The following is an 18,884-nucleotide window of genomic DNA, read 5'->3' as shown; positions in this document are numbered from 1 at the left end:
ATGCCAAAGGGATGCCATGAAAGCAATTGAATTTCATGAATTTGGAGCCTTGGCAGATGTGTTGCAGTTGGTCGAAAAGCCAACCCCAACCGCTGGCGCTGGCGAGGTTTTAGTCCGCCTAACCGCACGCTCGATCAATCCATCAGATGTCTATACGATTCAAGGGACGTATGGGGTGCGCCCAAACTTACCAGCAGTCCCAGGCAACGAGGCCGCTGGGGTGATCGAAGCACTCGGCGAGGGAGTCACTGGCTGGTCAGTCGGCGATCGGGTTATCCTCATGCTCGGCGCAGTTGGAACCGAGGGCACATGGCGCGAGTATGCAGTTGTCAAGCCACAATTTTTGGTGCCAACTCCGGCTGCGCTCAGCGATGCCCAAGCTGCTTGCACGTGGGTCAACTATTTGACCGCTTGGATTATGAGCGATGAATTGCAATTGCAGCCCGACGAACCAGTCTTGGTAACTGCCGGCGCTTCGCATTTGGGCCGCGCGATGTTGCAATTGGCCGCAGTTCGTGGCTTCAAAGTGGTGGCGACCGTGCGCAAAGCCGAACAAGCCCAAGCTTTGCTTGACGCTGGCGCACTTGGCGTAATAACCCATCCCGGCGACGATCTGGCCGAGCGCTGGAAGGAAATTACCTGCCAAAAAGGTATTGCTAAAGCGATTGATGCAGTTGCTGGTGAAACTGGTACAGCAGTCTTCAATGCAATGGCACCCTATGGCCAAATGATCGTGTATGGTTTGTTGAGCAACCAACCAATTCAGATTGATGGCCGGATTATCTTTAGCGAAGCGACAATTCGTGGGTTTTGGCTTGGCCGCTGGCTCAACCGCCAAACCCCGCAAGTGCTTGGCAAACTGATCGCTGATGTGAGTGCGATGTTTGCCGATGGTCGTTTGGCACCGCATGTCGATACCACCGTCGCCCTCGATGACTTGGCTGGGATCGTGCGTGTGGCAACCGAAGGCGGCACTGGTAAAGTCGTGATTACAGGCTAGGAGGCTTGTTGTGCATCCCAAATCCGCCAATCGCTTAGCTGGCTTTGGCACTTCAATTTTTAGTGAAATAAGCGCTTTGGCCGCGCAATATCAAGCGATTAATCTTGGCCAAGGTTTTCCTGATTTTGCTGGGCCTGCATTTTTAAAAGATGCTGCTTGTAGCGCCATCAATGCCGATCTCAACCAATATGCGCCAAGTACGGGCTTGCCAACCTTGCGAGCGGCGATTGCGCGGACATGGGAGCGCCATACCAAAGCTGCGGTCAATCCCGAGACGGAAATTACCGTTACCAGCGGGGCAACCGAAGCCTTGTTTGCCACAATTATGGCCCTGATCAATCCAGGCGATGAGGTGATCATTTTCGAGCCATATTATGATGCCTACCCGCCAAATGTGCTGATGGCTGGCGGCATTCCGCGCTACGTTCGGTTGAGCGAGCCACGCTGGGATGTGGATTTTGCTCAAGTTCGGGCTGCGATTACGCCGCAAACCAAAGCCATCATTCTAAACACGCCGCATAATCCAACTGGCAAAGTGTGGTCGCGGGCCGAGCTGAGCCAGCTGGCAGCAATTGCCATTGAGCACGATCTGTTGGTATTGAGCGATGAAGTCTACGATCGCTTGGTCTTTGAAGATCATCAGCATTGCGCGATTGCCACCTTGCCAGGCATGTGGGATCGCACAGTCACCATCAGCAGCACTGGCAAAACATTTAGCGTAACTGGCTGGAAAATTGGCTATGCGATTGCGCCCAATCCACTAACCGAGGCGATTCGGCGGGTGCATCAATTCGTGACGTTTGCTAGCGCCACGCCTTTGCAAGCGGCAGCGGTGGTTGGCTTGAATGCTGGCGAGCCATACGAACGCCAATTATTGCAATTTTATAGTGCGCGGCGAACGCAATTGGTCAAAGCATTGGGTGATGCAGGCTTGTATGTGTTGCCGCCACAAGGCACCTATTTTGTGATGGCTGATATTCGCGATTTGGGCTGGGATAATGATGCAGAATTTTGTCGCTATCTGATTAGCGACATTGGCGTGGCGGCGATTCCCCCATCAGCCTTCTACCATGATGGCTATCAATCGGGGATGGTGCGTTTTTGCTTTGCCAAAAAGCCCGAAACGATTGCCGCCGCTGCTGAAAAACTCAAGCGCTTAGGGAGCCGAAGCTGATGCGTTTTCCAAAATCTCAAGCACTGCAATTACATTCCTGCTTCGAAGAATTGATTCCAGGTAGGATGCATAGCAGCGGGCAACGCTTTTTGCCCTTAATTGTGCTGGGCTTTAAGCAAGTGCGCTTAGGTGTTGTTGATCGCCATAATCATGTGAATCAGGCCCATGCGGGGCGTTATGGCACAGCGCGCTTGGTGTTTCAGCTGAGCCGAGTCGCCTTGCAACCAGCAGATACTCAGCGTATGGCAATCGAGCCAGAGGTTGGCAATGGGCTGAGCACCATGCCACTGGCCTATGGCTGTATCCAAGAGTTAATTACGTGGGAGCGGCGTGATGATTTGGGCTATGCAGTGAGCTATGTCGAGGCGATTGTTGCGGTTGGGGTTGGCAGCATTGGCCTGCGCACGACCATAACCGGCCCAAATGTGGCCAAATTGCCCAATGAACAGCTGCAAACTGGCGATTGGGTGGTGCTCAGCAATTCACGGATCGATATTTTGGGCTTCGAGCCAGATTAGTTTTTGATCCACGAAGGCCTGAAACCGCGAAGCACGCGAAGATCGCGAAGGTTAATTTTTTGATCCACGAAGAGCACCAAGGGAATGAGGCTATAGGCTCTAGGCTATGGGCGAGCGGAAGCATGGTTGGAAATTCCTATGATTGACCGAAAGCCAATAGCCCAAAGCCATATTTCTCTGCGCCTCTGGGTTAAATCCCAACCTCTGACCCCTCGCCTCTGAATCCTGACCCCTAAATCTATGTTCTATGCTCTTTGTTCTTACTTCATCCCTCATCCTTTATCCTTCTGACTTTTGACCTCATCCTTCATCCTTTCAATGGTGGCACACTTTCTGCATTTATATTTCGGCAGAACAGGTTTACAACTGTCGATTACCAACAGAAAAACGCTGGCACACTTTCTGCATTAGAGCAACAGTAGAACAACAAGTACATTGATAGGCAAACGAAACAATGTACAACTACTGAAAAAGAAATGCTGGCACACTTTCTGCATAAGCAATCACAGTAGTAACAACAAGCACTATTTGAAACAAACTAATGGAGGAATCACAATGTTTTCACTTATCGCTTGGCTTATCTTCGGCGCATTGATCGGTTGGGTCGCTAGCAAAATTATGAACACTGATGCTCAACAAGGCGCAGTATTAAATATTGTCGTCGGTATCATTGGTGCATTCATCGGCGGTTTTTTGGTCAATCGCGACGTAACCGCTAACGTGTTCAACTTGTGGAGCGTCTTGACCTCGTTGATTGGCGCAGTTGTCTTACTCGCAATCGTCAACTTGGTCCAACGTGGCCGCGTTCGCTAAGTTTTGAAGCTTACTTAATTAGTATCAACAAGCACTGATATTGAATTAACTATTTGGAGGAATCTATAATGTTTTCACTTATTGCATGGCTTATCTTCGGCGCATTGATCGGTTGGGTTGCTAGCAAAATTATGAACACCGATGCTCAACAAGGCACAGTATTGAATATTGTTGTCGGTATCATCGGAGCTTTCATCGGCGGTTTTTTGATCAACCGCGACGTGACCGCTAATGTGTTCAACTTGTGGAGCGTCTTGACCGCTTTGATTGGTGCAGTCGTCTTGCTTGGGATTGTAAACCTCTTCCAACGCGGACGCGTCCGCTAAGCCTCAACTGGCTCTGATCTGTGGAATCGCTAGTGATACAGTGTTGTATCGCTAGCGATTTTCGTTTAACTACAGGCGGCGACGAAGCGATAGCCTTGGGCAGCTAGCTCAGGCAGTAGAATCTCCAAGGCCTCGATTGTTTGTTGGCGCGAACCACCGCCATCGTGTAGCAACACCACGGCTCCATCGCGCACTTGGCTGCGAATGCGAGCCACAATTTCCTCAGTGCCTGGTTGTTTCCAATCAGCGCTATCCACATCCCACAACACCATGCGTAAACCCAATTGATCGGCGCTGGCAGTAGTTTGCTGGTTATGCTTGCCATAAGGTGGCCGAAAACAACTGCTGGCAGTTGCGCCCAACAAGGCTTGGGTTGCACTCAGCTCGTGGAATACACTTGCTTGATCAAGCTGGGTCAGGTCGGGGTGGCTCCAGCTGTGGTTTGCCAGCAGATGGCCAGCCAAGCGTTGTTGTTCAATAATTTCGGGATAGGTTTGGGCATTGCGTCCGAGCACAAAAAAGGTGGCTTGGGTATGATGCTGGGCCAGCAAAGCAAGTATTTTGGGTGTCCAAGTTGGGTCGGGGCCATCATCAAAGGTCAAATAAAGCACTTTATCGCTGACATGGGTTGGTTGCATTGGCGGAACCTCGCTTGCTTGCGGCGTATAGGTTGGCCCGATGGTGATTGTGGCGGCAACTGGCTGGGCCAAACGCCATGTGATGGTTGGCCTTGGGGTTGGGGCATTGGAACCACAACCAATTAAAAGCCAAAGTAGCCCAATTAACACCAAGCTTTGGCGGCAGGCGTGGCGCTTTCTGCTATAATCGCTGCTAGTACTCTGCATCAAAACGATTAAAAACCAGTCAAAGGATTATAAATGACCAGCGAACGTCCAAGTATTTCGGTCTTCTTTCCTGCCTATAACGATGCTGGCACCATTGGTAGCTTGGTGATCACAGCATTTCACGTTTTACCCGAACTCACCGATGATTATGAAGTGATCGTGGTTAACGATGGTAGCAGTGATTATACCGCGCAAGTGCTTGATGATTTAGCCACCAAATATCCACGTTTTCGCCCAATTCACCACCCTAAAAACCGCGGTTACGGCGGAGCGTTACGCACCGGCTTTGCCTCGGCCACCAAAGATTTGGTGTTTTATACCGATGGCGATGCCCAATACGACCCCAATGAATTACGCGATTTGTACCAACAGCTAACCCCTGAGGTTGATATTGTCAACGGCTACAAGATTGCCCGTTCTGACCCATTGCATCGGAAAATTATTGGTCGAATCTATCACCATGGAGTCAAATTTTTATTTGGCTTTAAATTACGTGATGTTGATTGCGATTTTCGGTTGATTCGGCGTAATGTTTTCGATGTAGTCAATCTCGAATCGGATAGCGGCACAATTTGTTTGGAATTGGTGAAAAAGTTGCAGGATGCAGGCTTTAATTTCGCCGAAGTGCCAGTCCATCATTATCATCGGACGTATGGCAAATCACAGTTTTTTAATTTCCCCCGTTTGTGGCGCACGCTGATTCAGTTGTTGCAGCTGTGGTGGAAATTGGTCATCCTTGGCAAGCATCTTAAGGAACAAGCCGCTCGCCAACGCGCGCTTGGGCGTGACGTAGGCTAAATGGCTCGTATGGAGGTTGTGTGATACAGCAGGCATTTCGCGGTAAGCGCTGTTTGATTACTGGCGGTTTGGGTTTTATTGGCTCGAATTTAGCCTTTCGCTTGGTTGATTTAGGCGCAGAAGTTGTTATTGTTGATTCATTGGTGCCAGAGTATGGCGGCAATATGGCGAATGTGCACGGCTTGGCCGACCACGTTCGAATTAACATTGCCGATGTGCGCGACCAACATTCGTTGCAATATTTGGTGCAAGGCCAAGATTATCTGTTTAATCTCGCTGGTCAGGTTAGCCATATTGATTCAATGGAGAATCCCTTCAACGACTTGGATATTAATTGTCGCGCGCAGCTTTCGATTTTGGAAGCTTGCCGCCACAATAATCCTGCAATCAAGATTGTTTTTGCCAGCACCCGCCAAATCTATGGCCGCCCCGATTATGTGCCAGTCGATGAGCAGCATCTGTTGCACCCAACTGATGTGAATGGCATCAACAAAATGGCTGGCGAGTGGTATCACATTCTCTACAATAATGTCTATGGGATTCGGGCTTGTGCTTTGCGCATGACCAACACCTATGGGCCGCGCATGTTGGTGCGCCACGCCCGCCAAACGGCGTTGGGCTGGTTTGTGCGCCAAGCGCTCGATAACGAAGTGATTAGCATTTATGGCGATGGCGAGCAGCAGCGCGATTATACCTATGTTGATGATGCGGTTGAAGCCTTTTTGTTGGCTGCAATCAATCCTGCCGCCGATGGCCAAGTGTTTAATCTTGGTGGCCCTGAGCCAATTAGCCATTTGCAGTTGATTTCGACCTTGACTGAAGTGGCGGGCACTGGCTCGTATCGACTTGTGCCCTTTCCCCCCGAAAAAGCCCGCATCGATATTGGCAGCGTCTATAGCGATTATCGCCGAATTCAAGCGGTATTGGGCTGGCAGCCAACCACCAGTTTGCGCCAAGGCCTAGAGCATACAGTCGGTTTTTATCGCGATTTTCGCGAAGCTTATTGGTAATTTTGGGTATGCCCTTACCCAACCTCGCCCTCAGTGCGGTGCGAGATAAAAGGATTGGTCTTAAGCTCTGGCTTGGGAACGACGATCCCATAGTTCATCGGTGGATGTGTGATCACTACAAATTGGCCTTGAGGGGGTGCAGGGGGATTAAATCCCCCTGCGTTTCCCGCTTTGAGGCGGGACGGAAGGGTGGTGATCAACCAATGCTTAGTTGAAAAACCTATCCTTGAACAAGATGGTGAGGGCACTCAATTAGTTTGGTTGTGCAATGTCAACAACGCCTGCGCCTTCAATCGATGATCAATTGCGTGTCGCCATGCTTTGTCGGGCGGTTTTTCCGTTACACGGCTTTGGTGGCATCGAACGCCATGTGTTTCATTTGGTCACCCATTTGAGCGATTTGGGCGTTAAGCTCGATCTCTGGACCCAAACGATTCCTGATGCTGCGCCAAGTTCAGGCGAGGCCTATGCTCGCTTGTGCCAAAACCCGTTGATTCGCGTGCACGAAACCCGCTATGATCGCACCAGCCCTTGGTTGCGGCCAAACAGTATTCTTGGCCGCCAAATTAATTATCCGATTTTTACCTGGCAGCAAGCCAGCGCGGTGGCCAAAACCGCCCAGCAAGGCCAGATTGACATCGTGCATAGCCAAGGCTTGTGTGCTTTGGGCTGGGGCTTAATTCGCCAGCAGCAGCCAGATTTGCGCCGCATTCCGCATATTGCCAACCCGCATGGCATGGAAGAATATAAGAATGTTGATTGGCGCAAGCAGCTGGCTTATGCGCCGTTTCGCGCCCAATATTCGTGGAGCCATCGCCAAGCAGATTGTGCAATTGCCACCGATGCCTGCACCGCCGATGATCTGCCACATTTTTTGGGCGTTGATCCTGCGCGGGTGGCGGTTTTGCCTTCGGCGATTGATGTTGCCGAAGCCTTGGAGCAGGTAGATGCTGAATTGGGCCATGATTTAGCGCAACGCTTGGATTTAGCCAGCAGCGAGGTTGTGTTTTTAACCGTCAGTCGTTTGGAGCGCAACAAGGGCTACCATCTGTTGCTTGCGGCCTTGGCTGAATTGCGCGCTGTGTTGCCTGCAAACTGGCGCTTGTTGATGGTTGGCACTGGCAAAGAGCAACCAGCCTTGGAGCAGCAAGCCCAAAATCTGGGTTTGGCGCAACATGTCAGCCTGCTCGGTCGTCTGAGTGATCGTGAATTGCATTCATTGTATGAACATGTTGATTTGTTCATTCATCCAACCTTGTATGAAGGTTCGTCGTTGGTTACGCTTGAGGCGATGATTCATCGCTTGCCGGTGGTAGCAACCGCTGCTGGTGGCATTCCCGATAAAGTTATCAGCGGCCATAATGGCTTGTTGGTGCCAGCGAACAATCAACGGGCTTTGGCCAATGCGCTGCGTTTAGCGCTCGATTTGCGCGAATACTGGCCGCAATGGGGTGCTGCTGGAGCGGCGATTGTGCGCCGGAGTTTTGATTGGCCGGTTGTGGCGCGGCAAACCCTAGCCACCTACCGCGAACTTTTGCAAGCTCGCTCTTTGCGTGGAGGATTCCAATGAGTTTTCGTAACCCTCAGCCGTCGTCATCACAATCTGCTCCATCGTCGCCGCCATCACCTCCCATTCCAACAATGCAACTTCCTGAACTGCTGCAAGCCTCGATTGCCTTGGCTGGCAAGCCCAGCGAACCGCCATTTGGCCTCGTGCGCGGGCGTGGCTCGCTCAAAAACGCCTTGATCTATGTCGCGATTGGCGCGTTTATGAGTGGTTTGTTGCTGTTGCTGATTGCGATGTTGGTGAATCATGCGCCAGGCAAGCAGGCTGCTCAATTGCTGCTCATTAATGTAGTTGGGCATACGGCAGGCTTTGCGGCTTTGATTTCGTTTATTGCCCAACGCCAGCGCTTGAGTTTTCGCCAACGTGATGAATTTGCCACGGCCTTAGCTATGGCTTGGCCGCCAATTATGCTTGTTGTAGGCGGGCTTTTCTATTTGCTAACGGGCTTTGTGAGCTTTGTTGGTGGAATTTCGAGCTTGGCTGTGAGTTTGCTGTTTATGATTGCGACGCTGAAGGCGCTGCGGGTGCTTTTTTCCAAGCCCTATGAAGAAACCTTCGTCAGCGTTGCTTATGGCTTGCTGTTCTATAACCTGATTCTGAGTTTCTTGGGGTATTTGGTTGGCCAAATTTTATAACATAACCGATGATTTAGGGCGTGAATTGTGCTTCGATCGCGTGCCAAAGCGCATTGTCTGCTTGGTGCCAAGCCTCACCGAGTATCTTTTTTGGTTGGGCTTGGCCGAGCAGATTGTTGGCATCACCGATTATTGCATTGTGCCTGCTGAACAAGTGGCCACAGTGCCAAAACTGCGTGGCACGAAAAATCCCAATCGCGAGCAGATTATTGCGCTTGCGCCCGATTTAATTATCGCCAACAAGGAAGAAAATCGTGAGCGTGATATTGTTGCGCTCGCAGCTGCTGGCTTGACGATTTATGTGAGCGAGATTGATAGCGTGCAACAGGCCATGGCTTCGTTGCAAACGATTGCCAGCATGCTTGGACGCAGCGAGCAGGCTACGCCCTTGATTGAGGCGATTCAGGCTGAGATGGCGCTTGCGCCTCTTCGGCAACAACGAGTGGCCACCGCAATTTGGCGCGACCCATGGATGTGGGTTGGTAAAGCGACCTACGCCGCCGATTTGTTGGCCTGCTGCGGGGCAAGCAGTTGTTTGGCCGATCCAGCGGGCCGCTATCCACGCTTGGAATTGGCTGAAATTGCGGCTTTGCAACCAGATCGAATGTTACTCCCCGACGAACCATACATATTTAGCCAAGCCGATGTTGCGGAATTGCAGGGCTTGGCTCCCCAAATTAATTGCTGCGATGGCCAATTGCTCACCTGGTATGGCCCGCGAATTCCACTTGCTTTGCAAACCTATCGCCGTTTGTTAAATGCCGATTGATATTTAGTTAGTTTGGCTAGCTTGACGGGTTTTGGTATCCACAATCGTATCGCGATACTCCTGACCCCAATCGCGCATCAGAAAGAGAATTGGCCGCAAACTCTCGCCAAACTCAGTCAGCGCATATTCGACCCGTGGCGGCACTTCGGCATAGACCGTGCGGCTAATCACCCCATCGGCTTCAAGTTCGCGCAGTTGCAGGGTCAGCATACGCTGGGTAATTTCGGGCAAAAAGCGTTGCAATTGGCTAAAGCGCTTCTTGCCATCGCACAGATGAAACAAAATCACACACTTCCACTTGCCGCCAATCACCGCAATGGTGGCCTCAACGGGGCACGAATAGCTGAACCCATAATCATGACACATACGATTTAGCCCTTTGTAATCCAATAGTATCAATTTTGTTAGTACCCAACAAAATTGTGCGTTCTTGTAAAAATCATAGCACGGTTTATACTAAGCACAAAGTTTTGGTTCTCTAGATGGAAGGATACCTGGATATGGCAACGATGAAAGCAGTTCAAATTAAGCGCTATGGTGGCATCGACGAATTGGTGCAGGCTGAAATTGAGCGGCCTGCACCAGCAGCCGATCAAGTATTAATCAAAGTGCATGCAATTGGGATTAATCCGGTTGATTATAAAGTGCGGGCGGGCTATATTCCAGACTTTTTTGGCAACGATACCTTTCCATTAGTGCTGGGCTGGGATGTGGCGGGTACGATTGCCGAGGTTGGTGCGAACGTCTCGCAGTGGCAGGTTGGCGATGCAGTCTATGGCATGGTTAATTTTCCAACGCCTGCTGGAGCCTATGCAGAATATGTGCTTGCGCCAGCGAGCGAAGTTGCGGCTAAGCCCGCAAGCCTGAGTTTTGAAGCAGCGGCAGCTGTGCCATTGGTGGCCTTGACTGCTTGGCAAGCCTTCGATCTGGTTGGTTTGCAGGCTGGTGATCGAGCGCTGATTCATGCTGCTGCTGGTGGCGTTGGCCATGTGGCGGTGCAATTGGCCAAATTACGCGGCGCGCATGTGATTGCCACCGCTTCGGCCCGCAACGAAGGCTTTGTGCGCGAATTGGGCGTTGATCAATTTGTTGATTATACGGCTGCCCCATTTGAGCAACAAATCGAGCCAGTTAATGTGGTGTTTGATACGGTTGGCGGCGAGGTGCAAGCGCGCTCGTATGCAGTGCTAAAACCTCACGCTGGCTTGGTTACGATTGTTGGCTCGCCCCCAGCAGATTTGGCTGCGGCCCACGCAGGCAAGAGCTTGAGCCACCTTGTCCAAGCGAATCAAACCCAACTTACAGCAATTGCCCAATTGATCGACAGCCAACAACTGCGGATTGAAGTTGAGCACGTTTTTGGCTTTGCCGAACTTGCTGCGGCCCACGAGCGCATGCAAAGCAATCGAGTGCGCGGCAAAATTGTGGTCAAAGTGAGCTAAATTCATGCATCCTCATGGCAGATAGTCCTAGTAACTATCTGCCATAGGCTACGCACGCGCCTAGGACTATCTTCCCATGTGCATGTTGCAGATTGTTAAGTGTTTTCTTATACTTAGGGGTATCTGCACTTATATGGGGAGGTCATCGCACACATGGCAACACGCTTTCGAGCTTCGCTTTTAGGGATACTCTTACTAGCCGGGATCGGTCTACAGGGGTTGGTTCAACCTCAAGCGCCCACCGCACCTACAGCGCCCACGGTCTTGAATGAAAACTTCGATTCATTTTCTGCTGCTTTGGCAGATGGCTGGGTGGTTGTGAATGGCAGTGAGCCACGCAACGATAATGTCAATCAGCATATTGTTTGGAAACAGGGCAAATCAAATGGCTATGACTATTTTGATTCGCATTCAGGTAATGAAAATTCCTATGCTGCTTCTTCGTGGCGCGCATCGACGAGTGACAATGACGCAATCGTCAGTAACTGGTTATTAACTCCTCCGCTTGTTCTAGAAAATGGTAAGACTGTTACATTTTGGACGCGAGCTGCTGATTGTCTTGCGAATCCTGATCGTTTAGATATTCGCTTCAGTACTGCTGGCACAAGCACCAATGTTGCAAGTGGCAATAACACTGGGAATTTCACCAATCTGCTTGGTCGAATCAATCCCGATCTGGATGCAGCGAATGATCCCGATGGCAGCGATGGCTACCCATGTACCGCTTGGTCGCAATTTACCTATACCATCAGTGGTGTGAACCAGCCAACCGTAGGTCGGATTGGCTTCCGTCACTATGTGGTCGATACTATTGATAACGGTAATTACCTTGCGATCGACGATTTTAGCTATTCGGGCGACGTGTCTGGTGGTGATACGCCAACCCCAATTACCCACACGCCAACGCCTTCAAACACAGCTACAGCAACAACGACAGCTACGAGCACGGCAACCAATACGCCAACCAACACGGTAACCAATACACCAACCAACACGGCCACCAATACACCGACCAATACGCGGACTCCAACCGGCACGCCGCCAACCATTACTCCAAGCCATACCCCAACCAACACCCCAACCCGAACACCAACCAATACGCCGACCAACACGCCAACCATTACCCCCAGCCGTACGCCTGAAATTCCAGTCTTCAAAGTCTTTATGGCCCCAATTCAAAAAGATGCCTAAGCTTGATTAAGCAAAAAGCCCCGTGAGATCTATCACATCTCACGGGGCTTTGGTTTGAGGCGTTGATTTTAGGCTTTGATTTTGAGCAACAGCGTTTCGTGGGGTTGAATGCGGGTTTGCCATGCTTCGCCAAATTCGGCAATATCTTCTTGTTCCCACAAGTTGCGCACCGATTTTGGCGTGTCGAGCAGGCCAATATCGCAGGCGCGCAAGGTCAGATCGCTGCCATTTGCGCCACGATTGATCAAGGCAACAGCAACCGAGCCATCAGCCAGCGGCTTTTTCCAAATTTCGCAGGTGCCAATTTGCTTGACCCGTCGGCCTGCAATGCCTAACAGATCTTGGTTAACGGCCAACACTTCGCGATTGGTCAATAAGCTGTTGGTCTCACGATCCATATTGCGAATATCGCAGCCGATCATCAAGGGCGAACAGGCCATGACCCACAATGACATATGGGTTTGATATTCGATGAATGATAAGCCGCCGCCGGAGATTTGGCCTTTGCCTTTCAATCCGACCACCAGCATATCCAAATCGTTCCACGCATCGGGGCCTGCGTATTCGGCCAAATTGGCGGCAATATCAATCGCCGTGTCAATGCCTAGGCCATAATATTTGTGCGGCGCGACCCAAATATCGACCCAGCTATCGAAAATATCGCCAGTGACCCGCCACATATGCCCGCCAACCGAGCGGCCCCAAAGCTGTGGGCTGCGGCCACCCCACTCACAGAGCGAGTAGAGAAACTGACGCTTGGTTTTGCGCAAGGCCTCGCCCATGCGGGTGTAGCGGTCGATCGCCGTGGCTTGGTCGGTTGGCGCAAAACAAAAATCATATTTCAGAAAATCGATGCCCCACGAAGCCCACAATTGCGCATCTTGCTCTTCGAAGCCAAAGCTGCCAGGGTAGCTGGCGCAGGTCAGATGCGCTGCGTCGGAGTAGATGCCAATTTTCAAATCGAGGCTATGAATATAATCGGCCAGCGCTTTGATGCCGCTGGGGAATTTTTCGGGGTCGGCGACCAAATCGCCATTGCCATCGCGGCCAACTTTGGTCGACCAGCAATCATCAATCACCACATAGTTATAACCAAGATCCTTAAGCCCTGAGCTAACAATCACGTCAGCTGTGGCCCGGACTGAATCTTCATGAATCGTACTACCAAACATATTCCACGAGTTCCAACCCATTGGCGGAGTAGGTGCGAGAGGTTGCTCTGAAGTAGTCATACATTTCTCCATGTGATAAGGGCCGTTCCTTACCATAGCATCAATTGTAGGCCTTGGGCTTGGCCAATGTCAAAGCTTTTCATGGATAATATTTTTAGAATTTTAAGCCTACTTGACAATACCATACAGTATGGTATGTTTTAGCAATGGCATAACGGAGGCAGTATGGCTCGGGTACGCCGTGAAGATTGGTTGCAACATGGGCTGAGTATTCTCAGCAGCGAATCGGTTTCGGCCTTGACAATTGAGCGTTTGACGACCGATTTGGGGGTGACCAAAGGCTCGTTCTATCATCACTTTGGCGGCTGGCCAAGCTACAAAACCGCGCTTTTGCAGCAATTCGAGCAACAAGATACCTTAGATATTATTCAGCATTTGGCTGGTTATAACAATCCTAGCCAAAAATTACGCGCGTTGTTTGATTTGCTGACGATAGTGGCGATTTATGCAGCCAACGACCCGTGGGATGTGGAAATTGCCATGCGTGGTTGGGCGGCGCACGATGCTGAAGTTCGGGCGATGATCGAACGCATCGATAACCTGCGGGTGAGCTTTGTGGCCGAAATTTGTAGTGCAATTACTGGAAATCTCGATCAAGGTTTATTGATGGCCCAGCATGCCTATGTGATTTTGCTTGGCGCTGTGTTGATGCAACCAATGCTGCCAATGTCACGTTTACGCCAGCTCTACGATGAATTTTTGCGTTTATATGCAATTCCTGGAGGCCCTGATGTCGATCCAGCAGCACCCGATTCTCACACCCTTGATCGCCCAAGCGAATCACGTTGATGTTAAAACGCGCCAGATTCGTACCGCCGAACCTGAGCAAGAGCTACGCCGTTTTATCGCCGCCATGATTGGCTATAACCCAGCTTGGATGCAAACGTTGTATGCGATTCGCTGGGGCTTTGTGCGGATGTTGGGCATGCGCCAAGATGGTATTCCCAACAGCAACCAACTGCGGCCTGAGCAAGTGCCAATGCAAGCAGGCCAAAATTTGGGCTTTTTCAAGGTTGTGGCGGCGGCTGAAGGCCAGTATTTGGTGGCCTCGGCCAGCGAATCGCATCTGACTGCATGGTTGGCGGTGGTTTTGGAGCCAGTTGCTGGGTTAGAGTACAAGCTGCATACGGTCACGATTGTGCGCTATCACGCTTGGACTGGGCCAGTCTACTTTAATGTGATTCGGCCATTTCACCATGTGGTTGTCAACCAGATGATCAATGCTGGGCTGGCCAACTTGCAAGCGGCATAGGAGCAAACGATGCTAGCACGCACAACAATTGTGGGCTTGGTTGGGGTGGCGACGGCGTTAATTCATGGTCTGGCTGGTCAATTGACCAGCATTCAGGCCTTGAATCAAGCTAATCTAGCAGCCAGCCCGCGCTTAGAACTGGTGGCAACTTGGCATATGCTGACCATTCAGCTTGGTTGGTTGGCGTATCAAGTTTGGCGCTTAGAACGCCATGCTCGGCCAATTGAACAAGCGCGAGCAATTATTGGTCACTATCTGGCTTATAGCGCACTGTGGTTGCTACTGAACCTCGTAGTTGCTGGGCAGCTATGGTTAGCTCCGCAATGGCTTTTATTGGCAGCGTTGGCTGGGCTAACCTGGTGGGCAACGCCACGTTCAAACCTGATTATGCAAGGAGCAGATTGATGCAAACCTCATTTCTGGGCAAGCTTGGTGCTTGGATTTTTATAATCGTTGGGCTGGGCCATCTTTACTTTCAATTGTTTGCAACTGAAGCAGATTCAAGCGCAGCCACGCAGTTGCGCCAAATTCAGGTGCAGTTGCCTGGCGTTCAACGCAGCATGTTGCAATTGAGTAGCGGTTTTTCGTTGACAATGGGCTATCTATTGATTGGCTATGGTGTGTTGAATTTGCTGATTTTGCGGGCGTTGGGCAATGAACCAGCCCGTTTGCGGGCAATTTGGCGCTTCAATAGCGCAGTCTCGTTGGGCTTGGCGGTGCTTTCGTTGCGCTACTTTTTTATCTTTCCTAGCAGTTCGTTTAGCATCACCACGGTGTTGTATGCGCTGGCTAGTCGCCGAGCGCAACCCCAACATCCATCGCAAGCCTGAAACCTACCGCCTCAGAATCGAGTATAGTTAGCACGATATAGATGCCAAGATCGGCGAGAGCGATCTTGGATTTTTAGTGCAATCGAGGCCTCTTTATGCTACGTCGGATGTTGGTTCTGTTCGTGTTGGTTGGTTTGGTTGCTTGTGGCACAAATGATAAAGCTGCCACGAACAGCGAAAATCTTACCTTGAAATTAAATGTTCAGCCAAATCAAAGCTATCGCTATAAATCGACCCAAGTGCAACATGTGACTCAAAGCATGTTCATGACTGAGCAAACCCAAGCTACTACCACCACTATGACCATGGACCAAAGCGTGGTTTCGGTGTCGCCTGAAGGCGAAACCGTGATGCGGATTGTGATCGATTCAATTCGGGTTGAAAGCAATGCTAATGATCAGGCAATGGTCTACGACTCAAGCGACCCTGCTGCGAGCACCGATTCGCCAGAATTTGCCCAATTTGCCGGCCTGATCAGCCAACCAATGACGCTTACCTTGAGTCCAGAAGCCAAGGTAACTAAGGTCGATGGTATCGATCAACTGATCGACAAAATGCTTGGTGGCAGCGAAGAAAACGAACAAACCGTGATGATGCGTGATATGTTGACCAAAACCTTTGAACAATCGTATGCCAAAGCCACGATTATTCCGTTTGGTGGCAAACCCATGGCAATTGGTGATTCATGGCAAGATGTAACCGACATGAATGTGCAGATTTTTTCGATGGTTTTGACCAACACCTACAGCTTGAAAGAGCGTAATGCAGGCCTCGCCACGTTTGATCTGACTGGTGACTTTGCCATCGGTGAATTAAAATTCCCTGACCTGATGCAGCGCGACGATATAAAAATGTCGATTGACAAAGGCAAGGGTGAGAATAGCCAACGCGGCACAGTTGTGATTGATGAAGCCACTGGCATGCTCAAATCGAATGTGCTTGATCAAACCATGTCGATGGTAATCAGCATCGAAGGTTCGGATGCTGATCAATCGCTGACTTTGCCGATGACCCAGACCTTGCATATGGAAGTGCAACTCCAACCATAACATCAGCTTTTTTTCAGCTGTGATTAAGTTGTTTATCGTGGTATATCGAACTGCAGCGTGCTATAACCATAGCACGCTTTTTATGTGAGGAGTTTTCAATGCGCTTACGCTTTTTGAGTGGCTTGTTGAGCGTGCTGCTCTTGGCTGCATGTGGTGGTCAAGCCACCAGCCCAACAATTACGCCACCGCCAACGATCACGTCAGCCAGCCAAATTGAAGTCTTGGCCACGGCAACCTTAGATTCGAGTACGCCAAGCGAACCAACTGCTGAGCCAACGCAGGCAGCTGCTGAGCCGAGCAACGAGCCAGCCACCCCAGCCAATGCTGATCCTAATGCCTTGGTTGATACGTCGATGCTGACCGGCAGAATCTATTTTGTTGATCCTTTGGGTTTTGCGATTAACTCAATCGCGGCAACGGGCGGCGATTTACAAACGGTCTATAAAGAGCAAGGCCCAGTGCCCTTGGCCCGTTTGGGGATTGACCCCAGTTTGCAGTATTTGAGCGTTTTTAAGGGCGATTTTCTGCACATTTACAGCCTTGACTTCCAAGAGCTTTTGCGCTTGCCCACGAGCTTTGAGCCAATTTGGTCGCCCAATGGCGATGGCAAGTTTGCGCTGCTCAAATTAACCGATATGGGCGAGATATTTGTTGATGTGTATGATTTGAAGAGTGCTAAACCAGAAAATATCGTGGTGAGCACGCTTGGCTATCGGGCTGCGTGGCTCAGCGATGGTAGTGCGTTGGTGGTGCATAATGGCAATCAAATTGGCGAGGCCAGTTTGACCGATGGTGCATTTAGCCCGCTTGGCGAGCTAGTTGAGGATGAAAACGGCAGCTGGGTGGTTGATGCTATTTTGAGCCACGATGACTGGATCTATTTCCATGGCGGCCAAGTTAATTTGCTTGGTGCATCGGGCAATGGCATGCAATGGTGGGTTTTGCTGGATGGCGTGCCCCAAGTGCTGAGCGAGATTGGTGGCAATGGCGTAACCCGTGCCCAATTGAATGCTAAGCGCGAGCAACTGGCCTATATCGATAATTTTCATGTGAGTGCCTGTTTGACTGCCCAAGTGTTAAGCGTGCAAAATGCCGATTTCAGTTCGGCAGCGCTTACGCCTAATTTAGGCCCAATTGCTGATAACACTGGCCAAGAAATTCATGGCGCGACCTGGAATCCAAGCGGCGATTGGCTAACCTTTGCTAAGGGCAGTTATACCTGTGCTGACTCAGGCCCGATCTATGCAACACCGCAAGTATTTGTTTGGAATCCCACCAACCAAGCGCTGCAAGCCTTTGAGTATGGCAGCTATCCGGTGTGGGTTAAATAAAAGGATGAAGAATCAAATCAAAAGTCAAAAGGCAAAAGTCAAAAATGGGATTAGGCTCTAGGCTATTGGCTTTGGGCTAGGAGGCCATAATCAAAAATAATCTGTGCAATCTGTGGCAAAAAAATTACCTTCGTGCTCTTCGTGTTCTTCGTGCTTAAAAAGCTCTCATGGCTCGTCATTTTAACGTAGCGGCGCAGAGAACCGAAGGATGAGAGATAAAGGGTTAGGAATTTAATCATCAAGGGCGCGAAACTACAAAGGGTTTAATTCCTTCGTGGCTTCGCGCCCTTCGTGATTATTATTTGTGTTAGCGGCGGGCTGGGCCTTGAGCTAAGCGACCAAGCAAGCCACCTTGGTTTGGGCGGCTACTATCGCTTGAAGCAGGCGTTGCTGGTTGGGTTGGCAACGGTTGGTTGACCAACTCAGCTGGTTTGGCGGGAGTAAGGGTTGGCGTAAAGTTGGGGCTTGGGATAGGTGCACTTGCTGGCACGACGACCTTGGCAGCTATGCTTTTGGCAGGATCAACCCCGATAATTGCCACCACGCCAGCTTTGATTAGGCGCACAATTGCTCGTGAAACATCGATTGGCTCGATGATCAAGCGTTCAGCAATACTGCGAATGCTATGTTCGCCATTAATGGTGCGAGCAACTGCTACAGCCATTGAATCGAGTGGTTGGCTGGGCATAGCGCCACTGCGAATATAGGGAATTGCATTATCGCTGGGGATAAAATTGCGTAATTCGCTCCATGAACGGGCGCGATCCTCAGCCTCATCGCACAGGCTGGTTGCATCCGAAACCATGGTTTCTTGAGTGAGTTCACGTAAATCGCGCACCGCAAATTGGGCATTCGATTCCTCGAATAAGAGCCAAACTGCCTCTGGGCCGACTTTATCGCTATATTCTGCATGGCGTACCAACCCATCGCGGGTGAGAATAACGCCACGCCCATGTTGGCCGATAATTTCTAGCTCGCCACACATCGAGCTTTGTTGCATGAGTTCGAGTAATTCGCGTAACGGAAAGCTATTGAATGTGCCTGTTAGTTCCATGGCAACCTCCGAATCTGCTTGCCATAGTAACATATCTAGGCTTGGCAT

The 18,884-nt window shown here is 50.5% G+C and carries 22 protein-coding genes; 18 read left to right on the top strand and 4 right to left on the bottom strand.

Annotated elements, in window-relative coordinates:
• Positions 1-16 precede the first annotated feature (16 nt).
• The 5 genes from JOD20_RS18050 (at position 17) to JOD20_RS18030 (ending at position 3,831) form a co-directional block, all read left to right on the top strand.
• A complete protein-coding gene (locus tag JOD20_RS18050) occupies positions 17-1,000 on the top strand; it encodes a zinc-dependent alcohol dehydrogenase family protein (RefSeq protein WP_204756608.1) in 984 nt (327 codons plus the stop codon).
• A gap of 10 nt (positions 1,001-1,010) precedes the next feature.
• Entirely contained in the window at positions 1,011-2,174 is a 1,164-nt protein-coding gene (locus tag JOD20_RS18045) for a methionine aminotransferase (protein WP_204756607.1), read from the top strand.
• Entirely contained in the window at positions 2,174-2,692 is a 519-nt protein-coding gene (locus JOD20_RS18040) for a hypothetical protein (RefSeq protein ID WP_204756606.1), read from the top strand. The genes JOD20_RS18045 and JOD20_RS18040 overlap by 1 nt, the downstream gene beginning before the upstream one ends.
• 555 nt (positions 2,693-3,247) lie before the next feature.
• Positions 3,248-3,505, top strand: a complete 258-nt coding sequence (locus tag JOD20_RS18035) for a GlsB/YeaQ/YmgE family stress response membrane protein (RefSeq protein WP_054536475.1) — start codon at positions 3,248-3,250, stop codon at positions 3,503-3,505.
• 68 nt (positions 3,506-3,573) lie between these two features.
• Complete coding sequence (locus JOD20_RS18030) at positions 3,574-3,831, top strand: GlsB/YeaQ/YmgE family stress response membrane protein (protein WP_204756605.1); 258 nt, start codon at positions 3,574-3,576, stop codon at positions 3,829-3,831.
• A 65-nt stretch (positions 3,832-3,896) separates the two neighbouring features.
• On the opposite strand, the gene JOD20_RS18025 is transcribed toward JOD20_RS18030, so the two are convergent.
• Positions 3,897-4,676 (bottom strand): polysaccharide deacetylase family protein, encoded by a 780-nt coding sequence (locus tag JOD20_RS18025; RefSeq protein WP_239583932.1) that lies wholly within the window; start codon positions 4,674-4,676, stop codon positions 3,897-3,899.
• A gap of 33 nt (positions 4,677-4,709) precedes the next feature.
• On the opposite strand from JOD20_RS18025, the gene JOD20_RS18020 reads away from it, so the two are divergent.
• From JOD20_RS18020 to JOD20_RS18000, 5 genes are all read left to right on the top strand, one after another.
• The gene (locus JOD20_RS18020; protein WP_204756603.1) at positions 4,710-5,474 is read left to right on the top strand and encodes a glycosyltransferase family 2 protein; all 765 of its coding nucleotides are present in this window, start codon (positions 4,710-4,712) and stop codon (positions 5,472-5,474) included.
• A 20-nt stretch (positions 5,475-5,494) separates the two neighbouring features.
• Positions 5,495-6,484: an NAD-dependent epimerase/dehydratase family protein gene (locus JOD20_RS18015; protein WP_204756602.1), complete on the top strand. Its 990-nt coding sequence runs from the start codon at positions 5,495-5,497 to the stop codon at positions 6,482-6,484.
• 268 nt (positions 6,485-6,752) lie between these two features.
• Entirely contained in the window at positions 6,753-8,054 is a 1,302-nt protein-coding gene (locus tag JOD20_RS18010) for a glycosyltransferase family 4 protein (protein WP_204756601.1), read from the top strand.
• Positions 8,051-8,686, top strand: coding sequence for a hypothetical protein (locus tag JOD20_RS18005; protein WP_204756600.1), 636 nt, complete (start codon positions 8,051-8,053; stop codon positions 8,684-8,686). The genes JOD20_RS18010 and JOD20_RS18005 overlap by 4 nt, the downstream gene beginning before the upstream one ends.
• A complete protein-coding gene (locus JOD20_RS18000; RefSeq protein WP_204756599.1) occupies positions 8,670-9,455 on the top strand; it encodes a helical backbone metal receptor in 786 nt (261 codons plus the stop codon). Before JOD20_RS18005 ends, JOD20_RS18000 begins: the two co-directional genes overlap by 17 nt.
• A 3-nt stretch (positions 9,456-9,458) precedes the next feature.
• Here the strand turns inward: JOD20_RS18000 and JOD20_RS17995 are convergent, their stop codons facing one another.
• Complete coding sequence (locus tag JOD20_RS17995) at positions 9,459-9,845, bottom strand: winged helix-turn-helix transcriptional regulator (protein WP_420828956.1); 387 nt, start codon at positions 9,843-9,845, stop codon at positions 9,459-9,461.
• Positions 9,846-9,955: 110 nt separating this feature from the next.
• Here JOD20_RS17995 and JOD20_RS17990 point away from each other — a divergent pair, with 110 nt between their 5' ends.
• Both JOD20_RS17990 and JOD20_RS26750 read left to right on the top strand, forming a co-directional pair.
• Complete coding sequence (locus tag JOD20_RS17990; RefSeq protein ID WP_204756597.1) at positions 9,956-10,897, top strand: NADP-dependent oxidoreductase; 942 nt, start codon at positions 9,956-9,958, stop codon at positions 10,895-10,897.
• 153 nt (positions 10,898-11,050) lie between these two features.
• A complete protein-coding gene (locus JOD20_RS26750) occupies positions 11,051-12,088 on the top strand; it encodes a choice-of-anchor J domain-containing protein (protein ID WP_204756596.1) in 1,038 nt (345 codons plus the stop codon).
• 68 nt (positions 12,089-12,156) lie between these two features.
• Here JOD20_RS26750 and JOD20_RS17980 read toward each other — a convergent pair whose 3' ends face one another.
• Positions 12,157-13,320: a glycoside hydrolase family 27 protein gene (locus JOD20_RS17980; protein WP_204756595.1), complete on the bottom strand. Its 1,164-nt coding sequence runs from the start codon at positions 13,318-13,320 to the stop codon at positions 12,157-12,159.
• A gap of 165 nt (positions 13,321-13,485) precedes the next feature.
• Here JOD20_RS17980 and JOD20_RS17975 point away from each other — a divergent pair, with 165 nt between their 5' ends.
• The 6 genes from JOD20_RS17975 (at position 13,486) to JOD20_RS17950 (ending at position 17,782) form a co-directional block, all read left to right on the top strand.
• Positions 13,486-14,109 carry a TetR/AcrR family transcriptional regulator gene (locus tag JOD20_RS17975; protein WP_204756594.1) on the top strand — a complete coding sequence of 208 codons (624 nt, stop codon included), beginning with the start codon at positions 13,486-13,488 and terminating at the stop codon, positions 14,107-14,109.
• Positions 14,051-14,572 (top strand): DUF2867 domain-containing protein, encoded by a 522-nt coding sequence (locus JOD20_RS17970; protein ID WP_204756593.1) that lies wholly within the window; start codon positions 14,051-14,053, stop codon positions 14,570-14,572. Before JOD20_RS17975 ends, JOD20_RS17970 begins: the two co-directional genes overlap by 59 nt.
• A gap of 9 nt (positions 14,573-14,581) precedes the next feature.
• Entirely contained in the window at positions 14,582-14,977 is a 396-nt protein-coding gene (locus JOD20_RS17965) for a hypothetical protein (RefSeq protein ID WP_204756592.1), read from the top strand.
• Positions 14,977-15,402 carry an LIC_13387 family protein gene (locus JOD20_RS17960; RefSeq protein WP_204756591.1) on the top strand — a complete coding sequence of 142 codons (426 nt, stop codon included), beginning with the start codon at positions 14,977-14,979 and terminating at the stop codon, positions 15,400-15,402. Before JOD20_RS17965 ends, JOD20_RS17960 begins: the two co-directional genes overlap by 1 nt.
• A 95-nt stretch (positions 15,403-15,497) precedes the next feature.
• On the top strand, positions 15,498-16,451 hold the full coding sequence (locus JOD20_RS17955; protein WP_204756590.1) for a DUF6263 family protein: 954 nt from the start codon (positions 15,498-15,500) through the stop codon (positions 16,449-16,451).
• Between the two features lie 98 nt (positions 16,452-16,549).
• Entirely contained in the window at positions 16,550-17,782 is a 1,233-nt protein-coding gene (locus JOD20_RS17950; protein ID WP_204756589.1) for a hypothetical protein, read from the top strand.
• Between the two features lie 307 nt (positions 17,783-18,089).
• On the opposite strand, the gene JOD20_RS17945 is transcribed toward JOD20_RS17950, so the two are convergent.
• On the bottom strand, positions 18,090-18,884 hold the full coding sequence (locus JOD20_RS17945) for a DUF4388 domain-containing protein (protein WP_204756588.1): 795 nt from the start codon (positions 18,882-18,884) through the stop codon (positions 18,090-18,092).

Source organism: Herpetosiphon giganteus (assembly GCF_016907925.1).
In the GTDB taxonomy this organism is placed as follows: Bacteria; Chloroflexota; Chloroflexia; order Chloroflexales; family Herpetosiphonaceae; genus Herpetosiphon; species Herpetosiphon giganteus.
This window is presented reverse-complemented; position numbering and strand designations above follow the sequence as displayed.